This window comes from Shewanella sp. 10N.286.51.B7 (assembly GCF_002873615.1).
In the GTDB taxonomy this organism is placed as follows: domain Bacteria; phylum Pseudomonadota; class Gammaproteobacteria; order Enterobacterales; family Shewanellaceae; genus Shewanella; species Shewanella electrodiphila.
Window position 1 is genome coordinate 1 of sequence record NZ_MCUF01000045.1, and the last position, 16,872, is coordinate 16,872.

The 16,872-nt window shown below is 40.4% G+C and carries 12 protein-coding genes and 3 tRNA genes; 3 read left to right on the top strand and 12 right to left on the bottom strand.

The window, feature by feature from the left end; genetic code table 11:
- Positions 1–139: 139 nt before the first annotated feature.
- Positions 140–1,912 carry a flavocytochrome c gene (locus tag BCU84_RS13260; RefSeq protein WP_102528562.1) on the bottom strand — a complete coding sequence of 591 codons (1,773 nt, stop codon included), beginning with the start codon at positions 1,910–1,912 and terminating at the stop codon, positions 140–142.
- Between the two features lie 377 nt (positions 1,913–2,289).
- Between BCU84_RS13260 and BCU84_RS13265 the strand changes: the two genes are divergently transcribed.
- The 3 genes from BCU84_RS13265 to BCU84_RS13275 all read left to right on the top strand — a co-directional run bounded on the left by BCU84_RS13265 (position 2,290) and on the right by BCU84_RS13275 (position 5,667).
- Complete coding sequence (locus BCU84_RS13265; RefSeq protein ID WP_102528563.1) at positions 2,290–3,354, top strand: porin; 1,065 nt, start codon at positions 2,290–2,292, stop codon at positions 3,352–3,354.
- Positions 3,355–3,522: 168 nt separating this feature from the next.
- On the top strand, positions 3,523–4,398 hold the full coding sequence (locus tag BCU84_RS13270; RefSeq protein ID WP_102528564.1) for a LysR family transcriptional regulator: 876 nt from the start codon (positions 3,523–3,525) through the stop codon (positions 4,396–4,398).
- A gap of 36 nt (positions 4,399–4,434) precedes the next feature.
- A complete protein-coding gene (locus BCU84_RS13275) occupies positions 4,435–5,667 on the top strand; it encodes a DUF819 family protein (protein ID WP_102528565.1) in 1,233 nt (410 codons plus the stop codon).
- 186 nt (positions 5,668–5,853) lie between these two features.
- Here the strand turns inward: BCU84_RS13275 and BCU84_RS13280 are convergent, their stop codons facing one another.
- The 11 genes from BCU84_RS13280 to BCU84_RS13330 form a co-directional block, all read right to left on the bottom strand.
- Positions 5,854–6,744 (bottom strand): GyrI-like domain-containing protein, encoded by an 891-nt coding sequence (locus BCU84_RS13280; protein ID WP_102528566.1) that lies wholly within the window; start codon positions 6,742–6,744, stop codon positions 5,854–5,856.
- 93 nt (positions 6,745–6,837) lie between these two features.
- Entirely contained in the window at positions 6,838–7,428 is a 591-nt protein-coding gene (locus tag BCU84_RS13285; RefSeq protein ID WP_102528567.1) for an HAD-IB family hydrolase, read from the bottom strand.
- Positions 7,429–7,548: 120 nt separating this feature from the next.
- Positions 7,549–9,420 carry a SurA N-terminal domain-containing protein gene (locus BCU84_RS13290; RefSeq protein WP_102528568.1) on the bottom strand — a complete coding sequence of 624 codons (1,872 nt, stop codon included), beginning with the start codon at positions 9,418–9,420 and terminating at the stop codon, positions 7,549–7,551.
- A 219-nt stretch (positions 9,421–9,639) separates the two neighbouring features.
- Positions 9,640–9,912 (bottom strand): HU family DNA-binding protein, encoded by a 273-nt coding sequence (locus BCU84_RS13295; protein WP_055023877.1) that lies wholly within the window; start codon positions 9,910–9,912, stop codon positions 9,640–9,642.
- Between the two features lie 266 nt (positions 9,913–10,178).
- Entirely contained in the window at positions 10,179–12,530 is a 2,352-nt protein-coding gene (gene lon, locus BCU84_RS13300; RefSeq protein ID WP_102528569.1) for an endopeptidase La, read from the bottom strand.
- A 130-nt stretch (positions 12,531–12,660) separates the two neighbouring features.
- Positions 12,661–13,941: an ATP-dependent protease ATP-binding subunit ClpX gene (clpX, locus tag BCU84_RS13305; RefSeq protein WP_102528570.1), complete on the bottom strand. Its 1,281-nt coding sequence runs from the start codon at positions 13,939–13,941 to the stop codon at positions 12,661–12,663.
- A gap of 129 nt (positions 13,942–14,070) precedes the next feature.
- Complete coding sequence (clpP, locus tag BCU84_RS13310; protein ID WP_102528571.1) at positions 14,071–14,682, bottom strand: ATP-dependent Clp endopeptidase proteolytic subunit ClpP; 612 nt, start codon at positions 14,680–14,682, stop codon at positions 14,071–14,073.
- A gap of 88 nt (positions 14,683–14,770) precedes the next feature.
- Entirely contained in the window at positions 14,771–16,075 is a 1,305-nt protein-coding gene (gene tig, locus BCU84_RS13315; protein ID WP_102528572.1) for a trigger factor, read from the bottom strand.
- Between the two features lie 284 nt (positions 16,076–16,359).
- A tRNA-His gene (locus BCU84_RS13320) sits at positions 16,360–16,435 on the bottom strand.
- A gap of 7 nt (positions 16,436–16,442) precedes the next feature.
- Positions 16,443–16,519: transfer RNA gene (locus BCU84_RS13325), tRNA-Arg, on the bottom strand.
- A gap of 108 nt (positions 16,520–16,627) precedes the next feature.
- Positions 16,628–16,704 (bottom strand) — tRNA-Pro (locus BCU84_RS13330).
- Positions 16,705–16,872: the final 168 nt, after the last annotated feature.

Sequence of the window (16,872 nt, forward strand, 5' to 3'; positions counted from 1 at the left end):
GAATTATTATTTAACGATGTTATGGATATCAAAACAAAAGTGGGTTGAAATTTTTTGTGATGAACAAACAATAAAAAGGCCAAGTAGAAGATACTTGGCCTTTGTGGGGATATTAGTGATGATGAATTTTAATTACAGCTTATTTCTTTAAAGCATGTTTCGCTGCATTTTCGCCAGCTTTACGGCCGAATACCACTGTATCAGCAATCGCATTACCGCCTAGACGGTTATAACCATGAACACCACCAGTCACTTCACCAGCAGCAAATAAACCAGGCATTTTCCAGCTTTGCAAGTTTAAGATGTTCGAGTCAGTATCGACTGCAATTCCGCCCATGGTGTGATGGATACCTGGAGCTACTTTTACAGCGTAGTAAGGTGGCGTACTTAGGCTTAATGGTAAATTAGCTCGGCCGAATGCATCGTCTTTACCTGCTGCTTGATATTTGTTGTAATCAACCGCTGTTTTAGGTAAATCGCTCATGCCAGTGATTTTAGCTAACTCTTCAATAGTATTTGCCTTACTTAACATACCTAAATGCTCGTAACCACGTACCATTTTCTTCTTCTCAACTAACTGCTCGTCAAAGACTAACCAGGCATATTGATCTTTTTGCTTAAGGATGGCATCTGAAGCGCGGTCACGAGTGGTTAATTCATTGATGAAACGTTGGCCATCCGTGTTCACCATGATGGCACCAACACCACGTACAGTTTCAGAGATTAAGATACGGCTATCTTTTCCTACTGTTGGATGCGCCTGAACCCAATCAATATCAGTCATAGAAGCACCGATTTCTTTAGCAAGTAACACACCATCACCCGTTGCTGTAACGTTGTTTGAGCTAGACATGTCTTTCATCGTTGGGCGGTAGTAAGCAACCATCTGCTTATTCATACCATAACCGCCTGTCGCAAGTACAATAGAGTCAGCTGCAACCATGTTGTAACCAGAATGACGGCCGTGAACCACCACTCCAGCAACTGATTGGTCATCGTTTAAGACGATTTTTTCAACCCTTGAGTTAACGCGAACAGGGATATCACGTTCGATTGCAGCTGTACGCAAGGTGTCAATCAAATGTGGGCCAATTGAAGCGCCACCAGATGGCGCGTGAGTACGCTCAGCTCTTGCACCGCCTGAACGTTTAAGCTCACTCATGTCAGCACCCAAAGACTCTAACCAAGCCACTGCGCCAGCAGACTCTTCTGCCATAGTTTGTACAAGCTTAGGGTCATTTTGATAACGGCCGCCTTTCATTGCATCCTCTGCATACCATTCAACACTATCTTCAATGCCTTTGGCTTTTTGCTGCGGTGTGCCTACAGCGTTAATCCCACCAGCAGCTAACATTGAGTTACCGCCTGTGTATGGTGCTTTTTCAAATAACACCACATTGGCGCCCGCCATTTTTGCAGAAATTGCAGCGTTAAAACCAGCAGAGCCACCACCAACAACGATTACATCAAGTATTTCTACAGGGCCTTTAGCAATCGCTTGTTGGATTTTGTCTTGATTCCAATCACCATCCCACTTTTTCTTCGCTTTTGAATCAGCAAAAGGCATCTCCATTTCAAAGTTGTGGCAGTTATTACAGGTAAGTTCTGGCTTAGCATGTGCTGTGTGGCATGAAGTACAGTTGATATCACCTAAATGCGATGTATGTGGATCAAATTCTAAACTGTCATTAGCTAACTCCTCATAACTACCATGGCAATCTAGACATTGCGCATTTTCATGAGTTTGACTGTCAGTCATGCTTTTCTTGATGTCTTTCATTTTGCCAGTTACATGACAAGTCTGACAGTCGCCCATTTCCGCATGAAATGATGCCAAGTCATTTTTTGCAATTGCGCTGCCCGAAGTAAGCATCATCACTGCTACTGCCGAAGCCAAATATTTAAGTTTCATGTGTTCGATCCTTTATAAGTGTTTTTTATGTCTCTTTGTTGAGAGCAAGATTACTCATTAAGGAGTATCAAAACTTAGACCTTTGTCATGTTTAAGCTTCGGTTAAGTTTTAATGAAAACCTATTCAATTTTCTTTAATCAGCAACATAAAACAAACAGCTGTGACTCATGTTCATTTTATCAATAACCAAAATCACTACGATGTGAACCATCAAATCTAGTTACCTATCTAGATAGATAGACAATGAATCTACATAAATTTTTAGCCTAGAACGTTAATAAATAACCATTTGAAAAAGTGGCACATTAATCCAGTTAAGATTTTTACACAAATAATAAATAATACAAAATTTACAATTAAAACAATGGGATTGAACATGAAAAAATCACTACTATCGCTATCAGTTATAGCATTGCTTTCTGCAAACTCTTATTCAGCACTTGCCGATTCACCGCAGTTTTATGGTCGTTTAGAAATGGCTGTCACCAATTCAGATAACGGTGCGACAACTCAAAATGGTAAGTCAGGAACGGTATTGGAGAATAATTTCTCACGACTTGGTGTACATGGCAGTGAAACAATTGCTAACGATATTGAGTTACTTTATCGCGTTGAAGTTCAGGTCAACTCAGCAACAAATGAAGGTAACGATGACGTATTCAAAGCAAGAAATACCTATTTAGGTTTAAAAGCAAATCTAGGTACGGTTTTGGTGGGACGTAATGACACCGTAATGAAAACATCAAAAGGGACTGCTGAAGCGTTTGCTTTAACCAATGCTGCATACAACCGTATGATAGCCGGCCAAGATCGTAAGGCTGACGGCATTACTTATTACTCGCCAAAAATCGCTGATTTAATTACTTTCAACGCCACATATTTACTCGATGATAACTACGCAGAATATGATGACAACGGTGAGCGCAGTGATTATGACGAACAGCAATATGCTGTCAGTATTATTGCAGGTGACAAAAAACTAAAAAAACAACCTTATTACCTAGCTGCAGCCTATAACACTATCGGTGGGGTCGATGCTTATCGCGGTGTGGCTCAAGTTAAGTTCGGCAACTTAAAATTAGGTGGTTTATTCCAAAACACTGAAAGCCAAGAATACAGCTATAAAGAAGGTAATTCATACTTCTTGAGTGCAGTTTATAATTTAAACGGAGTTAATTTAAAAGCTGAAATAGGTAAAGATGAGGCTGGTTTTGGTAAGTATTTCAAAAATAGCGCGATGTCTTCAAGTGACTATAAACAAGCAACAGATGTTGATATTAACTCTTTAGTTATCGGCGCAGATTACCGTCTTTCAAAATCAACGATGGTATTCGCTCATTACGCCAAATACGAAGGTGAATATAGAGTCGAAAATGCTGGTCCTGTTATCGATTTAGAAGAAGACAATATCTTTAGTATTGGTGTTCGTTACGACTTTTAATACCTCCGATGCGCTAAACGTTGAAGTTTAGCGCCTCCTTTAATAGGCGCCACTTTTATAAAAAATATGAGCAGTGTTACAAAAAATACAACTTAAACAATGATTTTAGCGTTGTTTATTCATATATCGTTATAATCATCTAAATCATTAATAAATTACTTTGTCATTATGAAAATAACCCTTAAACAACTTACTATTTTTAAAGCTATACATGATAACGGACAGATCTCAAAAGCTGCGCAGCAGCTTCATATGTCTGTTCCAGCTGTCAGTATGGCGCTAAAAGAGTTGGAAGGTTCTTTAGGCACACGCTTATTTGAACGAAGTAGCAATGGGTTAAGCACCAATGATAATGGCGAAGTTATTCTCCCTTATGCCAATGAGATGTTGTCTAAAGGGACTCAGCTTGAACAAATGTTTGCAGAGCGAAATGCGGTTGGCGGTACGATAAAGATTGGTAGTAGTAAAACAGCAGGTAATTATATTTTATCGCGTAAGATCCCCCAGTTTAAAAAATCCCACCCACTGGTAGATATCAAGTTAGTCATTAATAATAGCCTGACAATTGAAAAGATGGTCTCAGAAAAAGAGCTGGATTTGGGTTTTGTTGATGCAAAACCAGGGCTGAACAACCTTAAGTATGAGCAATGGATTAAAGATAAGATTTGCCTTGTCACCAGTTGCGATAACCCGATACTAGAACAAACGATTACCGCAGAGTTATTGTCTGAACAATTATGGGTGCTGGATTCTACCATGTCAGTTTCAAGGCTCAGAAATACCCAATTATTACGCAGTGCTAAAATCAACATCAATAATGAATTATCGATGAATACCATGGGCGCAATTAAACGTGCCATAGGTACAGGCATTGGCGTTAGTGTTCTGCCATATCTTGCAGTAAAAGAAGAAATTCGTCGTGGTGAGATAGTTGAATTAGAATTAGCAGGCTGGGATTTTCAACGGAAATATTGGTCAATTAGCCGAAATGACGAAGCTTTATCGCCATTATTAGAAGAGTTCATTCGTTTTTGTAACGCATAATGCGTCACTTAACACTGTAAGGTAGCCAAAGCGTTTATGATCAACCAAGATCCTGTCATATTTGGCTTACTCACCACCATCATTGGTTTAGTTTTTTATACTAGCCAGTCCTCACATCCTGTGTGGAAACAGGTTTACCGCTTCGTCCCTGTCATGGTGATGTGCTACGTACTCCCTTCTTTACTTAATACCTTCAATATTGTCGATGCCAGTCAAAGTGAATTAAATACGATTACATCCAAATTTTTAATGCCAGCTTGCTTAACCCTATTAATTATTAGTGTCGATATAAAATCAATGCTGTTACTGGGGCCCAAAATAATCATTTTATTTCTATTAGGCAGTTTTGGGGTGATCATTGGCGGCCCATTAACCTTACTGTTGTTTGCAAAAATAGCACCTGAGACGATAAGTTGGGTTGGCGCTGATGCGGCTTGGAAAGGAATGGCTACTTTAGCGGCTAATTGGGTCGGAGGCACCGCGAACCAAATCGCCATGAAAGAGATTTATCAGGTCGAAGAAAACCTTTTTGCGATTATGATTTCTGTCAATGTCATATACTCGGCTATTTGGATGTCATTCCTACTGATTTGCGCTAATAACGCAAACTTCATTGATAAGAAAATAGGCGCTGATGCCAGCCAGTTTAAAAAACTCATTGAAGTGACCGACAGAGGCATATCAAACCAACAAGGTTTACCCACACTGAAGAGTTACATGTTGATGTTCAGCGTTGCCTTTGGCGTTACTGGTTTTGCTCACTTTGGCGCTGACATCATCGCGCCTTTTTTTGCCGAAAATTACCCCCAAACTGAAAAATATAGCTTAACCTCAACGTTCTTCTGGATTGTTATCATTGTCACCACAACCAGTATTGTCCTATCCAATACCAAAATACGGGAACTTGAATCAGTAGGTGCTTCTAAAGTATCAACAGTAATGTTGTATTGCTTAATTGCAAATATGGGCCTGCAGATGGATCTGTCTATGGTTGATGATTTTCCTATCTATTTTGCTATCGGATTTGTCTGGCTTTCAATTCATGCCATGGTTGTGATTATTGCTGGGCTGTTGATGAAAGCACCGGTTGCTTATATGGCTTTAGCCAGTCAATGTTGTATTGGCGGAGCGGCATCATCACCAGTCGTAGCAATGGCATTTCACCGCTCACTGGCCCCTGTGGCAATTTTGTTTTCGGTATTTGGCTATGCTTGGGCAACATACATGGCTTGGATATGCGCAGAATTGATGAGAATGACAGCTCAATAGCTGTCATTTAAAGTTGAGGCTGAAGGTTACGTAACGCTGTTACAATTAACGCTACCTCCGCTGCCTTAATTATTAGCTCTAAATACCTTTTTTAAGCGCCAGTTTTGTAGTACCTGTTTTTGTAAGCGCCTGAATGAGCGACGATTCGAGATTTAAAGACTTCATTTTGATCGATAAAAACAATAGTTAAATTAACCCTAAATAGACTCTGGTTTTTATCTGTTGGGGTTGAGTTATGTTTAGCTTTTCAAAAATCAGCGGTAGGGTTTTTAATTGGATAGCATTATTCTGGCTTTGCTCATTAAGCCAAGTACCGTACAAGTATTTCACTTTCTTATTTAAATCCTCATCCGAGCCTGAATGTAAAAAAGTTGCATAACGCCCTTCTGGTATCATTGACTCCATAAAGTAGTCTGAAACATCAGTGACAGAGCGTAAATCAGCTTTTTGCGTTTGAGTAACGCTGACTGCAATATCAATATTAAATTGCTGCAAAGGTTCAGCTGCAGATTGATAAATAAAATTAAACGTACGGCTTGTATCGGGTGAAAGCTGATGAGCTTGTCTAAAAGCCCTCATTGCCTCAATCGTTTGTGGTAAATATTGAGCTTGTGTCCGATGTTCAATAGCAATTAGAGGAATAGCTTCAAGTTCAACCAATTCTATATTCACTTGATCTGCCATTAATTCGTCATGGCCTTCTGACAAGGTTTTTAATGGCTGCTGTTTCTCGAAAAAATTCCCCCAGTCAGGCGTTAACTGGAACTGACTTGGACTTTGACCTATTGCTTTAGTAAACGCCTCAGTAAAACTTGCTTCACTACCAAAGCCGGCAGACTCAGCCACTGTTGAAATAGGTATCGTTTTATCAAAACCCAGTTGTTGCGCCGCTTCAAGATTACGTAATAAGCCAATATAATCTTCAGTCCTTGTATGAAATAAACTATGAAAGATAAAATCGAAATGACACTCAGGAACCTGAGCGATGCTTGCCAAAAGTTTACAATCTAAACGAGATGTTAAATTGTTATCGATATGGCTTAGAACGTGCTCAAAGCGTTGGCTGATTTTTTCCACTGCAATTAACCTTAAATAAATGATCTTGAATTAAAAACTTATACGACAAATAATGCACTCAAAACGTTCGCGGTGATTTTTACAAACCAGTCGTTAACTGACTTTATTCCAACAAAAATAAGCTTCATCAGCCAGCGCTAACAACTGCTTATCCTCTGTCGTGTCACCGTAGGCATAAACTTTTTCGAATGAATCCAGTTGATATGATTGCTTTACTCTACGCGCTTTTTCATCGGCGCTGCAATCGCCATTTAAATAAGCTCCTGTTAACAGTCCATTTCTTGATGCTAATGTTGCACAAATTAATTCGTATTGGTGCTTTTCACACCATGGCGTTAAATAGGCATCGAGTGATGCAGATACGATGACAATCACATCTCCTTGCGCTTTATGCCAAGCTAGCCTTTGTTTGGCTTCCGGTTTGATGATTGAATCAAGCGTCGAAGCATATTCTTTACCTTGGGCCCAAACGGCTTTATGTGAACGTCTAAAGAAACAAAAATAACTGACAACAGTGCGGATCCTTGAGCCGCCAATAAGCTTCAATTTATAAAGCAAAATCAATGGCACTAGCAAGGGGTAACAAATCACTATGCGCCATTTAGGCGCACTGAAGTATATGAATGGTGTGTAGGAGTCTGTTTCTGTGATGGTGCCATCGAAGTCAAAAAGCGCAATATTCATGAAGGTCCTTCTGCATGAGCCAATAAATGATTAATCATCATTGACTGACTTTGTTAAAAAGCAAATATAAAAAAGCCAAGGTTTCCCTTGGCTATTTAATCTATCTTGTATGCTAAAAAATTATTCAGCTACAGGATATTCAATTTTAGCTTTTGCTTTTAACGCTGCAATAATAGAGCGGTAATCAGCTTCACTGTACTGAGGAGCTAAACGTTGTTTGATGCTATCAACAACATTGCTATCAATTCCTTCAGCGGCATTCACTTTATCAAGTGCAATAACGGCAAAACCATTGGCTAATGCAGCGGTATCAAATGCAACTGCACCTGATTCTGGCGCTGGCATTTGGAATGCTTTAGTTGTAATAGCTTGGTCGATATCTTGACTGAAACGAGGTAATTGCGCTTTAGTTGCAATAGTCACTTCAGTGATTTCATTACCCGCTTTTAACTCAGCTAATAACTCGTTAGCTTTCTCACTGGCTTCAAGGTTAGCCTGGTCTTGCACTAAACGTGCTTCGATACCTGCTTTTACTTCACTCAGTGGTAAAGTACCTGCATCTTGGTGTTTCAATAAACGAATAACAACAACATGATTAGGCTCAAGCTCAATCACTTCACTGTTCATACCGCTACCGATAACATCATCAGAGAAAGCAGCACGGATCAAGTCAGGCTTGTTTAGGTTAGCAGGTGCATTATTACGTGAGAATAACTCAGTCGACTGAACTTCAACATTAAGTGCTTGCGCAGTTTCATCTAGCGTATCAGGTACTTCGTAACTGGTATCAGCTAAAACGCTTTGTAAGCTGTAGAATTCATCTACTGCTTTCTTATTCTTTAGATCAGCCACAATTTTGTCTTGAACATCTTCAAATGGCGCAGCAGCACCAGATTGGACGTCAAGTAACTTAACGATGTGGTATCCGAATTCACTTTTAACCACTTGAGAATATTCATCTTGGTTAAGTGAGAATAATGCAGTATCAAATTCAGGATCCATTACGCCTTGTTCAAACCAGTCTAATTGACCGCCTTGTTCTGCACTAAATTGATCATCTGAATCAGTTTTAGCAACGTCAGCAAAATCTTCACCTGCATTGAGTTTAGCAAGACTGGCTTCAGCTTTCGCTTCGTCTGCACTGTCATCGCCTGATGCAAATAGAATGTGCGCAGCTAAACGTTTTTCAGGAGTTTGGTACTGTTGCTTATTTTCTTCGTAAAAGTCTCGTGCATCTTCAACAGAAGCGTCAACACCTTCAGCAATGTTCGCAACATTTAGCTCTACATACTGCAAGCTCACTTTTTCTTGATCCATAAATTGCATCAAGTTGCTGTCGTAGTAATTTTTAATCGCTTCATCAGATACTGTAGCTGATGCTAAGTATGGTTCTGAATCAACAACTAAATAGCGAATATCACGAGTTTGTCCTTGGACTTCAGCTAATTGTTTAGCTTCGCCATCTAATACAAATTCAGTGCCGACTAACGAAGTCAGTAACTGACGACGCGTCATGTCAGTGCGCATCATATTTCTGAAGCTAGCAGTTTGGTAGCCTAGCTGACGTAAAACAGCTAAGTAACGCTCATTATCAAACACACCATCCGTTTGGAAAGCAGGTTCATTAACAATCGTTTGTCTAATTTGGTCATCTGAAACACGTAGGCCTAAATCGTCAGCAGCTTGACTCATTAATTTGTCAGCAATAAGACGGTCTAATACATTCTGCTTGATACCATTCATGTAGTTATCGTCAGCAGATAATGCATCAAACATTTCACCCAGTTGTTGCTCTAGGCGGCCACGTTCGTTTTGGTAAGCTTGTTCTAGTTCATTTGCAGTAATATCGTCACCGTTAACTACGGCGACAGCAACATCAGTTGAAGTCCCTAGGTAACTACTTACACCAGCAAATGCGAACGAAAGAATCACTAGCACTAAAATACTTTTAGCAATAACGCCTTGTGAACCTTCGCGAATTTTTTCTAACATCTGAATTCTCGCTTGTTGCGATTAAAAATAAAAAGGCGCACCACTTCGGGATGCGCCTTCTTGTAATTTATATGGAGTTATCAGACGCTACCTCGGGTATGACCCAATTCCTCCGAATATCAAAACTAACTGTGTTCTTTCTGATATTTTTTTCGCAAAAAGCACTGTTAAAACAGTGCTTTCTACAAATGCCTTACAAAAGGCAACGATATTAACTATTTAGTTAACAGCGTCTTTTAGAGCTTTACCAGCTTTGAAAGCAGGAATATTTGCTGCTGCAATTTTGATTTCCGCACCAGTTTGTGGGTTACGGCCAGTACGTTCTGCACGTTGACGTACTTCAAAAGTACCAAAACCAACTAGAGAAATTTTATCGCCTTCTTTAAGTGCTTCAGTAACAGCACCAATGAAAGAATCTAATGCACGGCCAGCGCCTGCTTTAGAAATGTCAGCACCAGAAGCGATTTTCTCGATTAGTTCAGATTTGTTCATGTCATCCCCTTGAATGTTTATTTTCGCGCCGCAACCAAATCCGTCTTTAGAGCGGTCTGCGGAGGCTTTTTTGTTATAAGTTTGATACCACACCAAACTTAATTGGAAAACCATAAAAAATGTACTTGGATACAGCTCAAAGTCAGTTGCGCCAAGGGTTTGGTGCTAACTGACTCTCCACTTATCTAGGCTACCACAGCTTTCGCGTTTGTTAAGCCCCTTTTTTCACTTTTTTTAGGTTCAAAGCAACTTTTTTTGCTATTTAGCTACTTTTTGACCACTTCAAAGCCCTTTACAGGTCTCTCTAAGGCCAATTCAAGCACTTCATCAACCCATCTAACTGGGTGGATTTTAAGATCTGCAATAACATTCGCAGGAATTTCTTCTAAGTCGCGTTCATTTTCTTTAGGAATAAGAACAACTTTTATACCGCCACGGTGTGCTGCAAGTAACTTTTCTTTCAAGCCACCGATAGGCAACACTTCACCACGAAGGGTAATTTCACCTGTCATTGCCACATCACTTTTAACAGGGTTACCTGTTAAACTCGAAACTAATGCAGTACACATCGCTGCACCAGCTGAAGGACCATCTTTAGGTGTGGCCCCTTCAGGTACGTGAACGTGAATGTCACGTTTCTCGTAAAAGTCGCCATTAATACCTAATTGCTCTGCTCGCGCTCTAACAACAGTCATAGCAGCTTGAATCGACTCTTGCATTACGTCGCCAAGAGAACCGGTATAAGCAAGCTTGCCTTTACCTGATACTGACGTTGCTTCAATTGTTAGCAAATCGCCGCCAACTTGAGTCCATGCTAAACCTGTGACTTGGCCAATCTGGTTATTTGACTCAGCTTTACCATAATCAAATCGCTGCACACCTAGGAATGATTTCAAGTTATCTTGATTCACTTTTACGGTTTTAACAGACTTATCTAATAAAATCATTTTAACGACTTTACGACACACTTTAGACAGTTCACGTTCCAATGAACGCACACCAGCTTCACGGGTGTAATAACGGATCATGCCAATAATGGCACTATCTTCGATATTGATTTCTTTAGGCTTAAGTCCATTGCGCTCAATTTGCTTAGTCAGCAAATGCTTTTTAGCGATATTGAGTTTCTCATCTTCGGTATAGCCCGATAGACGAATCACTTCCATACGGTCAAGTAACGGTCCAGGAATATCCATTGAGTTAGATGTCGCAACGAACATCACATCAGATAAGTCATAATCAACTTCTAGATAATGGTCGTTAAATGCTGCGTTCTGCTCTGGGTCAAGGACTTCAAGTAATGCTGATGATGGGTCACCGCGCATATCTGAACTCATCTTATCAATTTCATCTAATAGGAATAATGGGTTTTTAACGCCCACTTTCGCCATTTTCTGAATGACTTTACCAGGCATAGAACCTATATAGGTACGACGATGACCACGGATCTCAGCTTCATCACGCACGCCGCCTAGTGCCACACGTACATACTTACGCCCAGTAGCTTTAGCAATTGACTGACCCAGTGACGTTTTACCGACGCCTGGAGGCCCTACTAAACATAAAATAGGCCCTTTAAGCTGCTTAACTCTGCTTTGAACCGCAAGATACTCAAGAATGCGTTCTTTCACTTTCTCTAAGCCGTGATGATCGGTATCTAAAATTTCTTCAGCTTTAGATAAGTCACGTTTGATTTTAGAACGTTGGCTCCAAGGCACTGACGTCATCCAATCAACATAGCTTCTCACCACTGTCGCTTCTGCTGACATTGGTGACATCATTTTTAATTTGTTTAGCTCAGCTTCAGCTTTTTCTTTGGCTTCTGCTGGCATTTTCGCTTCTTCAATCTTGCGAGCGAGTACTTCAAACTCGTCTTGACCTTCATCAAGATCGCCAAGTTCTTTTTGAATGGCTTTCATTTGCTCATTCAAATAGTACTCGCGTTGGCTTTTTTCCATCTGCTTTTTAACGCGGCCACGAATGCGTTTTTCAACTTGTAATAAGTCGATTTCGCCTTCCATCATCGCCATTAAATATTCAAGACGCTCGCCGACGTTAATCATTTCAAGTACAGACTGTTTGTCTTCTAACTTCAGCGGCATATGTGCAGCCATAGTGTCAGCAAGACGAGCCGCTTCTTCTATTCCTGTTAACGACGTCAGTACTTCTGGCGGGATCTTTTTATTAAGCTTAATGTAACCTTCAAACTGACTGATAGCGCTGCGAACGAGCACCTCTTCTTCTTTTTCAGCAAGTTCTTCAGATTCTAAGTATTGTGCCGTTGCAACAAAGAACTCTTCTTCTTGGGTGTATTTGTCAACTTTTGCACGCTGACCACCTTCAACTAATACTTTTACTGTACCGTCAGGCAATTTAAGTAATTGCAGAATTGACGCCACTGTACCAATTTCGAAAATATCGTCTTTTGTTGGTTCGTCTAAATCAGCTTCTTTCTGTGCGACCAATAAAATTTGTTTATCTTGTTCCATTGCCGATTCTAAACATCGAATTGATTTCTCTCGTCCGACGAATAACGGAATTACCATATGGGGATAAACCACTACATCTCGAAGTGGCAGCACGGGGAGTTCGATATGCGCTTCACGCTCTTGGGTCATAGTTCGATTCCGTTTGATGAATGGATTTTATAATCAGTATATTGGGATGTTTCTTGAACTTTCAATGGTTAATACGAAAAAAGGAGCCCAATGGACTCCTTATTTTTCATAAACGGCTAAAAGCGTCTATTTATTGTTCGCCACCAGCGACTTGATTGTCGGTGTTTTCATAAATCAATATAGGTGCAGACTCACCTTTTACTACTGATTCATCAACTACAGCCTTAATCACACCTTCTACAGAAGGGATGTCATACATGGTATCTAACAAGATATCTTCGATGATTGAGCGTAGACCACGAGCACCTGTTTTACGCGTCATTGCTTTATGGGCAATCGCTTTAAGTGCATCTTCACGGAACTCTAACTCTACCTCTTCCATCTCAAATAACGCACCATATTGTTTCGTCAGTGCATTTTTAGGTTGAGATAAAATTTGTACCAAAGCTGCTTCATCTAACTCTGTTAGCGTTGCAACAACAGGTAAACGGCCGATGAACTCAGGGATCAAACCAAATTTGATTAAATCTTCTGGCTCAACTTTACCTAGCGTTTGTGAAATCGTCGTTTTGTCAGCTTCGCCTTTGACTTCAGCGCCAAAGCCAATACCTGTTCCTGTTAAGCCACGTTGCTCAATCACTTTTTCAAGTCCAGCAAACGCACCACCACAGATAAATAAGATCTTAGAGGTATCAACCTGTAAAAACTCTTGCTGTGGATGCTTACGACCACCTTGCGGAGGAACAGAAGCAACAGTACCTTCAATTAATTTCAATAAGGCCTGCTGAACACCTTCACCTGACACATCACGTGTTATTGAAGGGTTATCAGATTTACGGCTGATCTTATCGATTTCATCGATGTAAACAATACCACGTTCCGCTTTTTCAACGTCGTAGTCACACTTTTGCAGTAGTTTCTGAATGATGTTCTCGACATCTTCACCCACATAACCAGCTTCAGTTAACGTAGTCGCATCGGCCATCGTGAATGGCACATCTAAAGAGCGCGCTAACGTTTCAGCAAGTAACGTTTTACCACTACCGGTTGGACCGATAAGTAGGATATTACTTTTACCTAATTCAACACCTTCAATCGGTGTGCCATTACGCAAACGTTTATAGTGGTTATATACTGCTACCGACAACACTTTCTTGGCCTGATTTTGACCGATTACGTAGTCATCTAGATGCGTTCGTAATTCATGTGGTGTTGGTAATTTATCATGATCGCGCTTAGGCGATATTTCTTTAATTTCTTCGCGAATGATGTCATTACAAAGTTCGACACACTCGTCACAAACATATACTGAAGGTCCAGCGATTAGCTTTCTAACTTCATGTTGGCTTTTTCCGCAAAAAGAGCAGTACAGTAGTTTGCCACTGTCACCGGTACTTTTGTTATCGCCCATTACCCTACCTCTGTTGCAGCCTGTTCACTGTTTTTAAAAAACCATCTGTGCAATTAATAACCTGCACAGGAACAGTCAAATATTTTTTATACGCTATTCATCACAGAATAGCCTACTCAGGCCTAAAGATCAGCTACGCTTTTCAAAAACTGAATCAACTAATCCATAATCAGCAGCTTCTTGCGCACTCATAAAGTTATCACGGTCTGTATCACGCTCAATAACTTCAATCGGTTGACCAGTATGCTCAGCTAACATTTCGTTTAATTTATTCTTAATGCCTAAGATTTCTTGAGCATGAATTGCGATATCCGATGCTTGACCTTGGAAACCACCAAGTGGTTGATGGATCATCACACGTGAATTAGGTAAACAATGACGCTTACCTTCTGCTCCGCCTGCTAATAAAAACGCACCCATGCTACATGCTTGGCCAATACACACAGTACTTACATTCGGCTTAATGAATTGCATAGTATCGTAAATTGCCATACCGGCAGTAACTGAGCCGCCAGGTGAATTAATATAGATAGATATATCTTTGTCTGGGCTTTCTGATTCTAGGAACAATAGTTGCGCCACGATCAAGTTAGCCATGTGCTCTTCCACTTGGCCAACCAAGAAAATTACTCGCTCTTTTAATAAACGAGAGTAAATATCATATGAACGCTCACCTTTAGCCGTTTGTTCAACAACCATAGGTACAAGAGCATTGAGTACAGATTCTGGCGCTTTATGCATTTTATGCTTCCCTAAAATAAAAATGGCTCGTATGAGGAACCTCATACGAGCCATTAAATGGCGAACCGCCAATCAAGTCAAGCGAAGGTTACGCTTTACCTGTTGCCTTGTTCATAAATTCTTCAAATTCGACATCTTTAAGTGTCACTTTTGCAGATTTTAATAAAACTTCAACAGCTTGCTCTTCAAGCGCTACGTTGCGCATGTTTTGCATAAGCTCTTTGTTGCCATTGTAATATTCAACAACTTCACTTGGATCTTCGTAAGCAGAAGCCATTGAAGCGATCAAACCTTGAACACGTTCGTCTTCAGCTTGAAGTTCATTAGTCTTAATAACTTCACCTAAAAGTAAACCTACTTTTACACGACGCTCAGCTTGTTCAGTGAACAAATCAGCTGGAAGCTCAGGCATGTTTTCAGTTTGACCACCAAAACGCTGCATTGCTTGTTGACGAAGTACATTCACTTCACCATCAACTAATGCTGAAGGAATTGTGATTTCGTTAGCTGATAATAAGCCTTCGATAACTTGTTCTTTAACATTTGCTTTAAGCGCTTGTTCAAGTTCACGAGTCATGTTTTTACGGATTTCAGCTTTAAGCGCTTCTAAGCCACCTTCAGCGATACCGAATAAAGAAGCGAATTCATCGTTAACTTCTGGTAATTCTGCAGCTTGAACTTCAGTAAGGGTAATAACGAACTTAGCCGCTTTACCTTTTAAGTTTTCAGCATGGTAATCTTCAGGGAAAGTCACTTCGATTTCGAATTCATCACCGGCTTTATGACCAATAACACCAGCTTCAAAACCTGGGATCATACGGTTGCTACCAAGCTCTAGTTCGAAGTCGTCAGCTTTGCCGCCTTCAAATTCTTCACCGTCTACTGAACCTACGAAGTTCATTTTAGCTTTGTTGCCTTCTTCAGCAGCAGTTTCAACTACAGCGAACGTAGCGTGTTGCTTGCGAAGCGTTTCAATCATTGTATCAACGTCAGCGTCATTAACTTCAGCTTGTGGTTGCTCAACTGCGATTGCATCTAAACCAGTTAACTCAACTTCTGGGTAGATTTCGAAAGTCGCAATGAAGACGAAGTTTTCGCCTTCATTTTCGCCTGGAGCGAAAACAGGTGCGCCAGCTGGGTTTAACTTCTCAGCCATGATCGCTTCAATGAAGTTGCGTTGCATTACTTCACCAGTCACATCTTGACGGATAGCTGCACCGTAACGTTGGTTGATCACAGATACAGGTACTTTACCTGGACGGAAACCTGAAATTTTTGCACGTTTCGCTTCACGTAATAAGTTGTCTTTAACTAATTTCTCAATTTGTTCAGCAGGAACAGAAATTGTTAGGCGACGTTCTAGGCCTTGAGTTGTTTCAACAGAAACTTGCATTGTTTTACCTCGAAATATGTCTGACGTCCTTTGTAATAGTCGAAAGCTCAACTATTAAATATTCATTTCTTGATGATTAATGTTTACTAATAAAAGTGCGATACAGCAGCTTTTCAGCGCCATTACCCGTAGTAATTCGTATTAGATATTTATCAAGACGCGACATTATAGCGACGGTTTACTGCTGAGTCGAGTGTGAAAACGGGGTAAAATGGGGATTTTAGACATAAAAAAAGCGACCTAAGGTCGCTTTCTCTACAATCGTGCATTTTTAATGCAAAATTTGGGGTGACTGATGGGGCTCGAACCCACGACAACCGGAATCACAATCCGGGGCTCTACCAACTGAGCTACAATCACCATAATATGGTACGCCACTCAGGATTCGAACCTGAGACCCACGCCTTAGAAGGGCGTTGCTCTATCCAGCTGAGCTAGTGGCGCATGGTTTACAAATATTATCTGTATAACCTGTAAGCTTAATAAATTGATTTGGTCTTCAACTTATGTTTCAAGCTTATTCGCAAAGCCTATGCTTTACAAATATAAAATTGGTCGGTGATAGAGGATTCGAACCTCTGACCCTCTCGTCCCAAACGAGATGCGCTACCGGGCTGCGCTAATCACCGAGATGTCTACTGCAAATAAGTATTAAGTTGCCCTAATTGGCTTATCTGTGAGAACGGAGCGCATATTAGCGAGTCACTTTAATATCGTCAACGACTTTTTTTATAAACTGGTTCATCTGCTGTTTTTACAAACAAAAAATTCTGTTTTTAATAAATCGTTTAGCCATT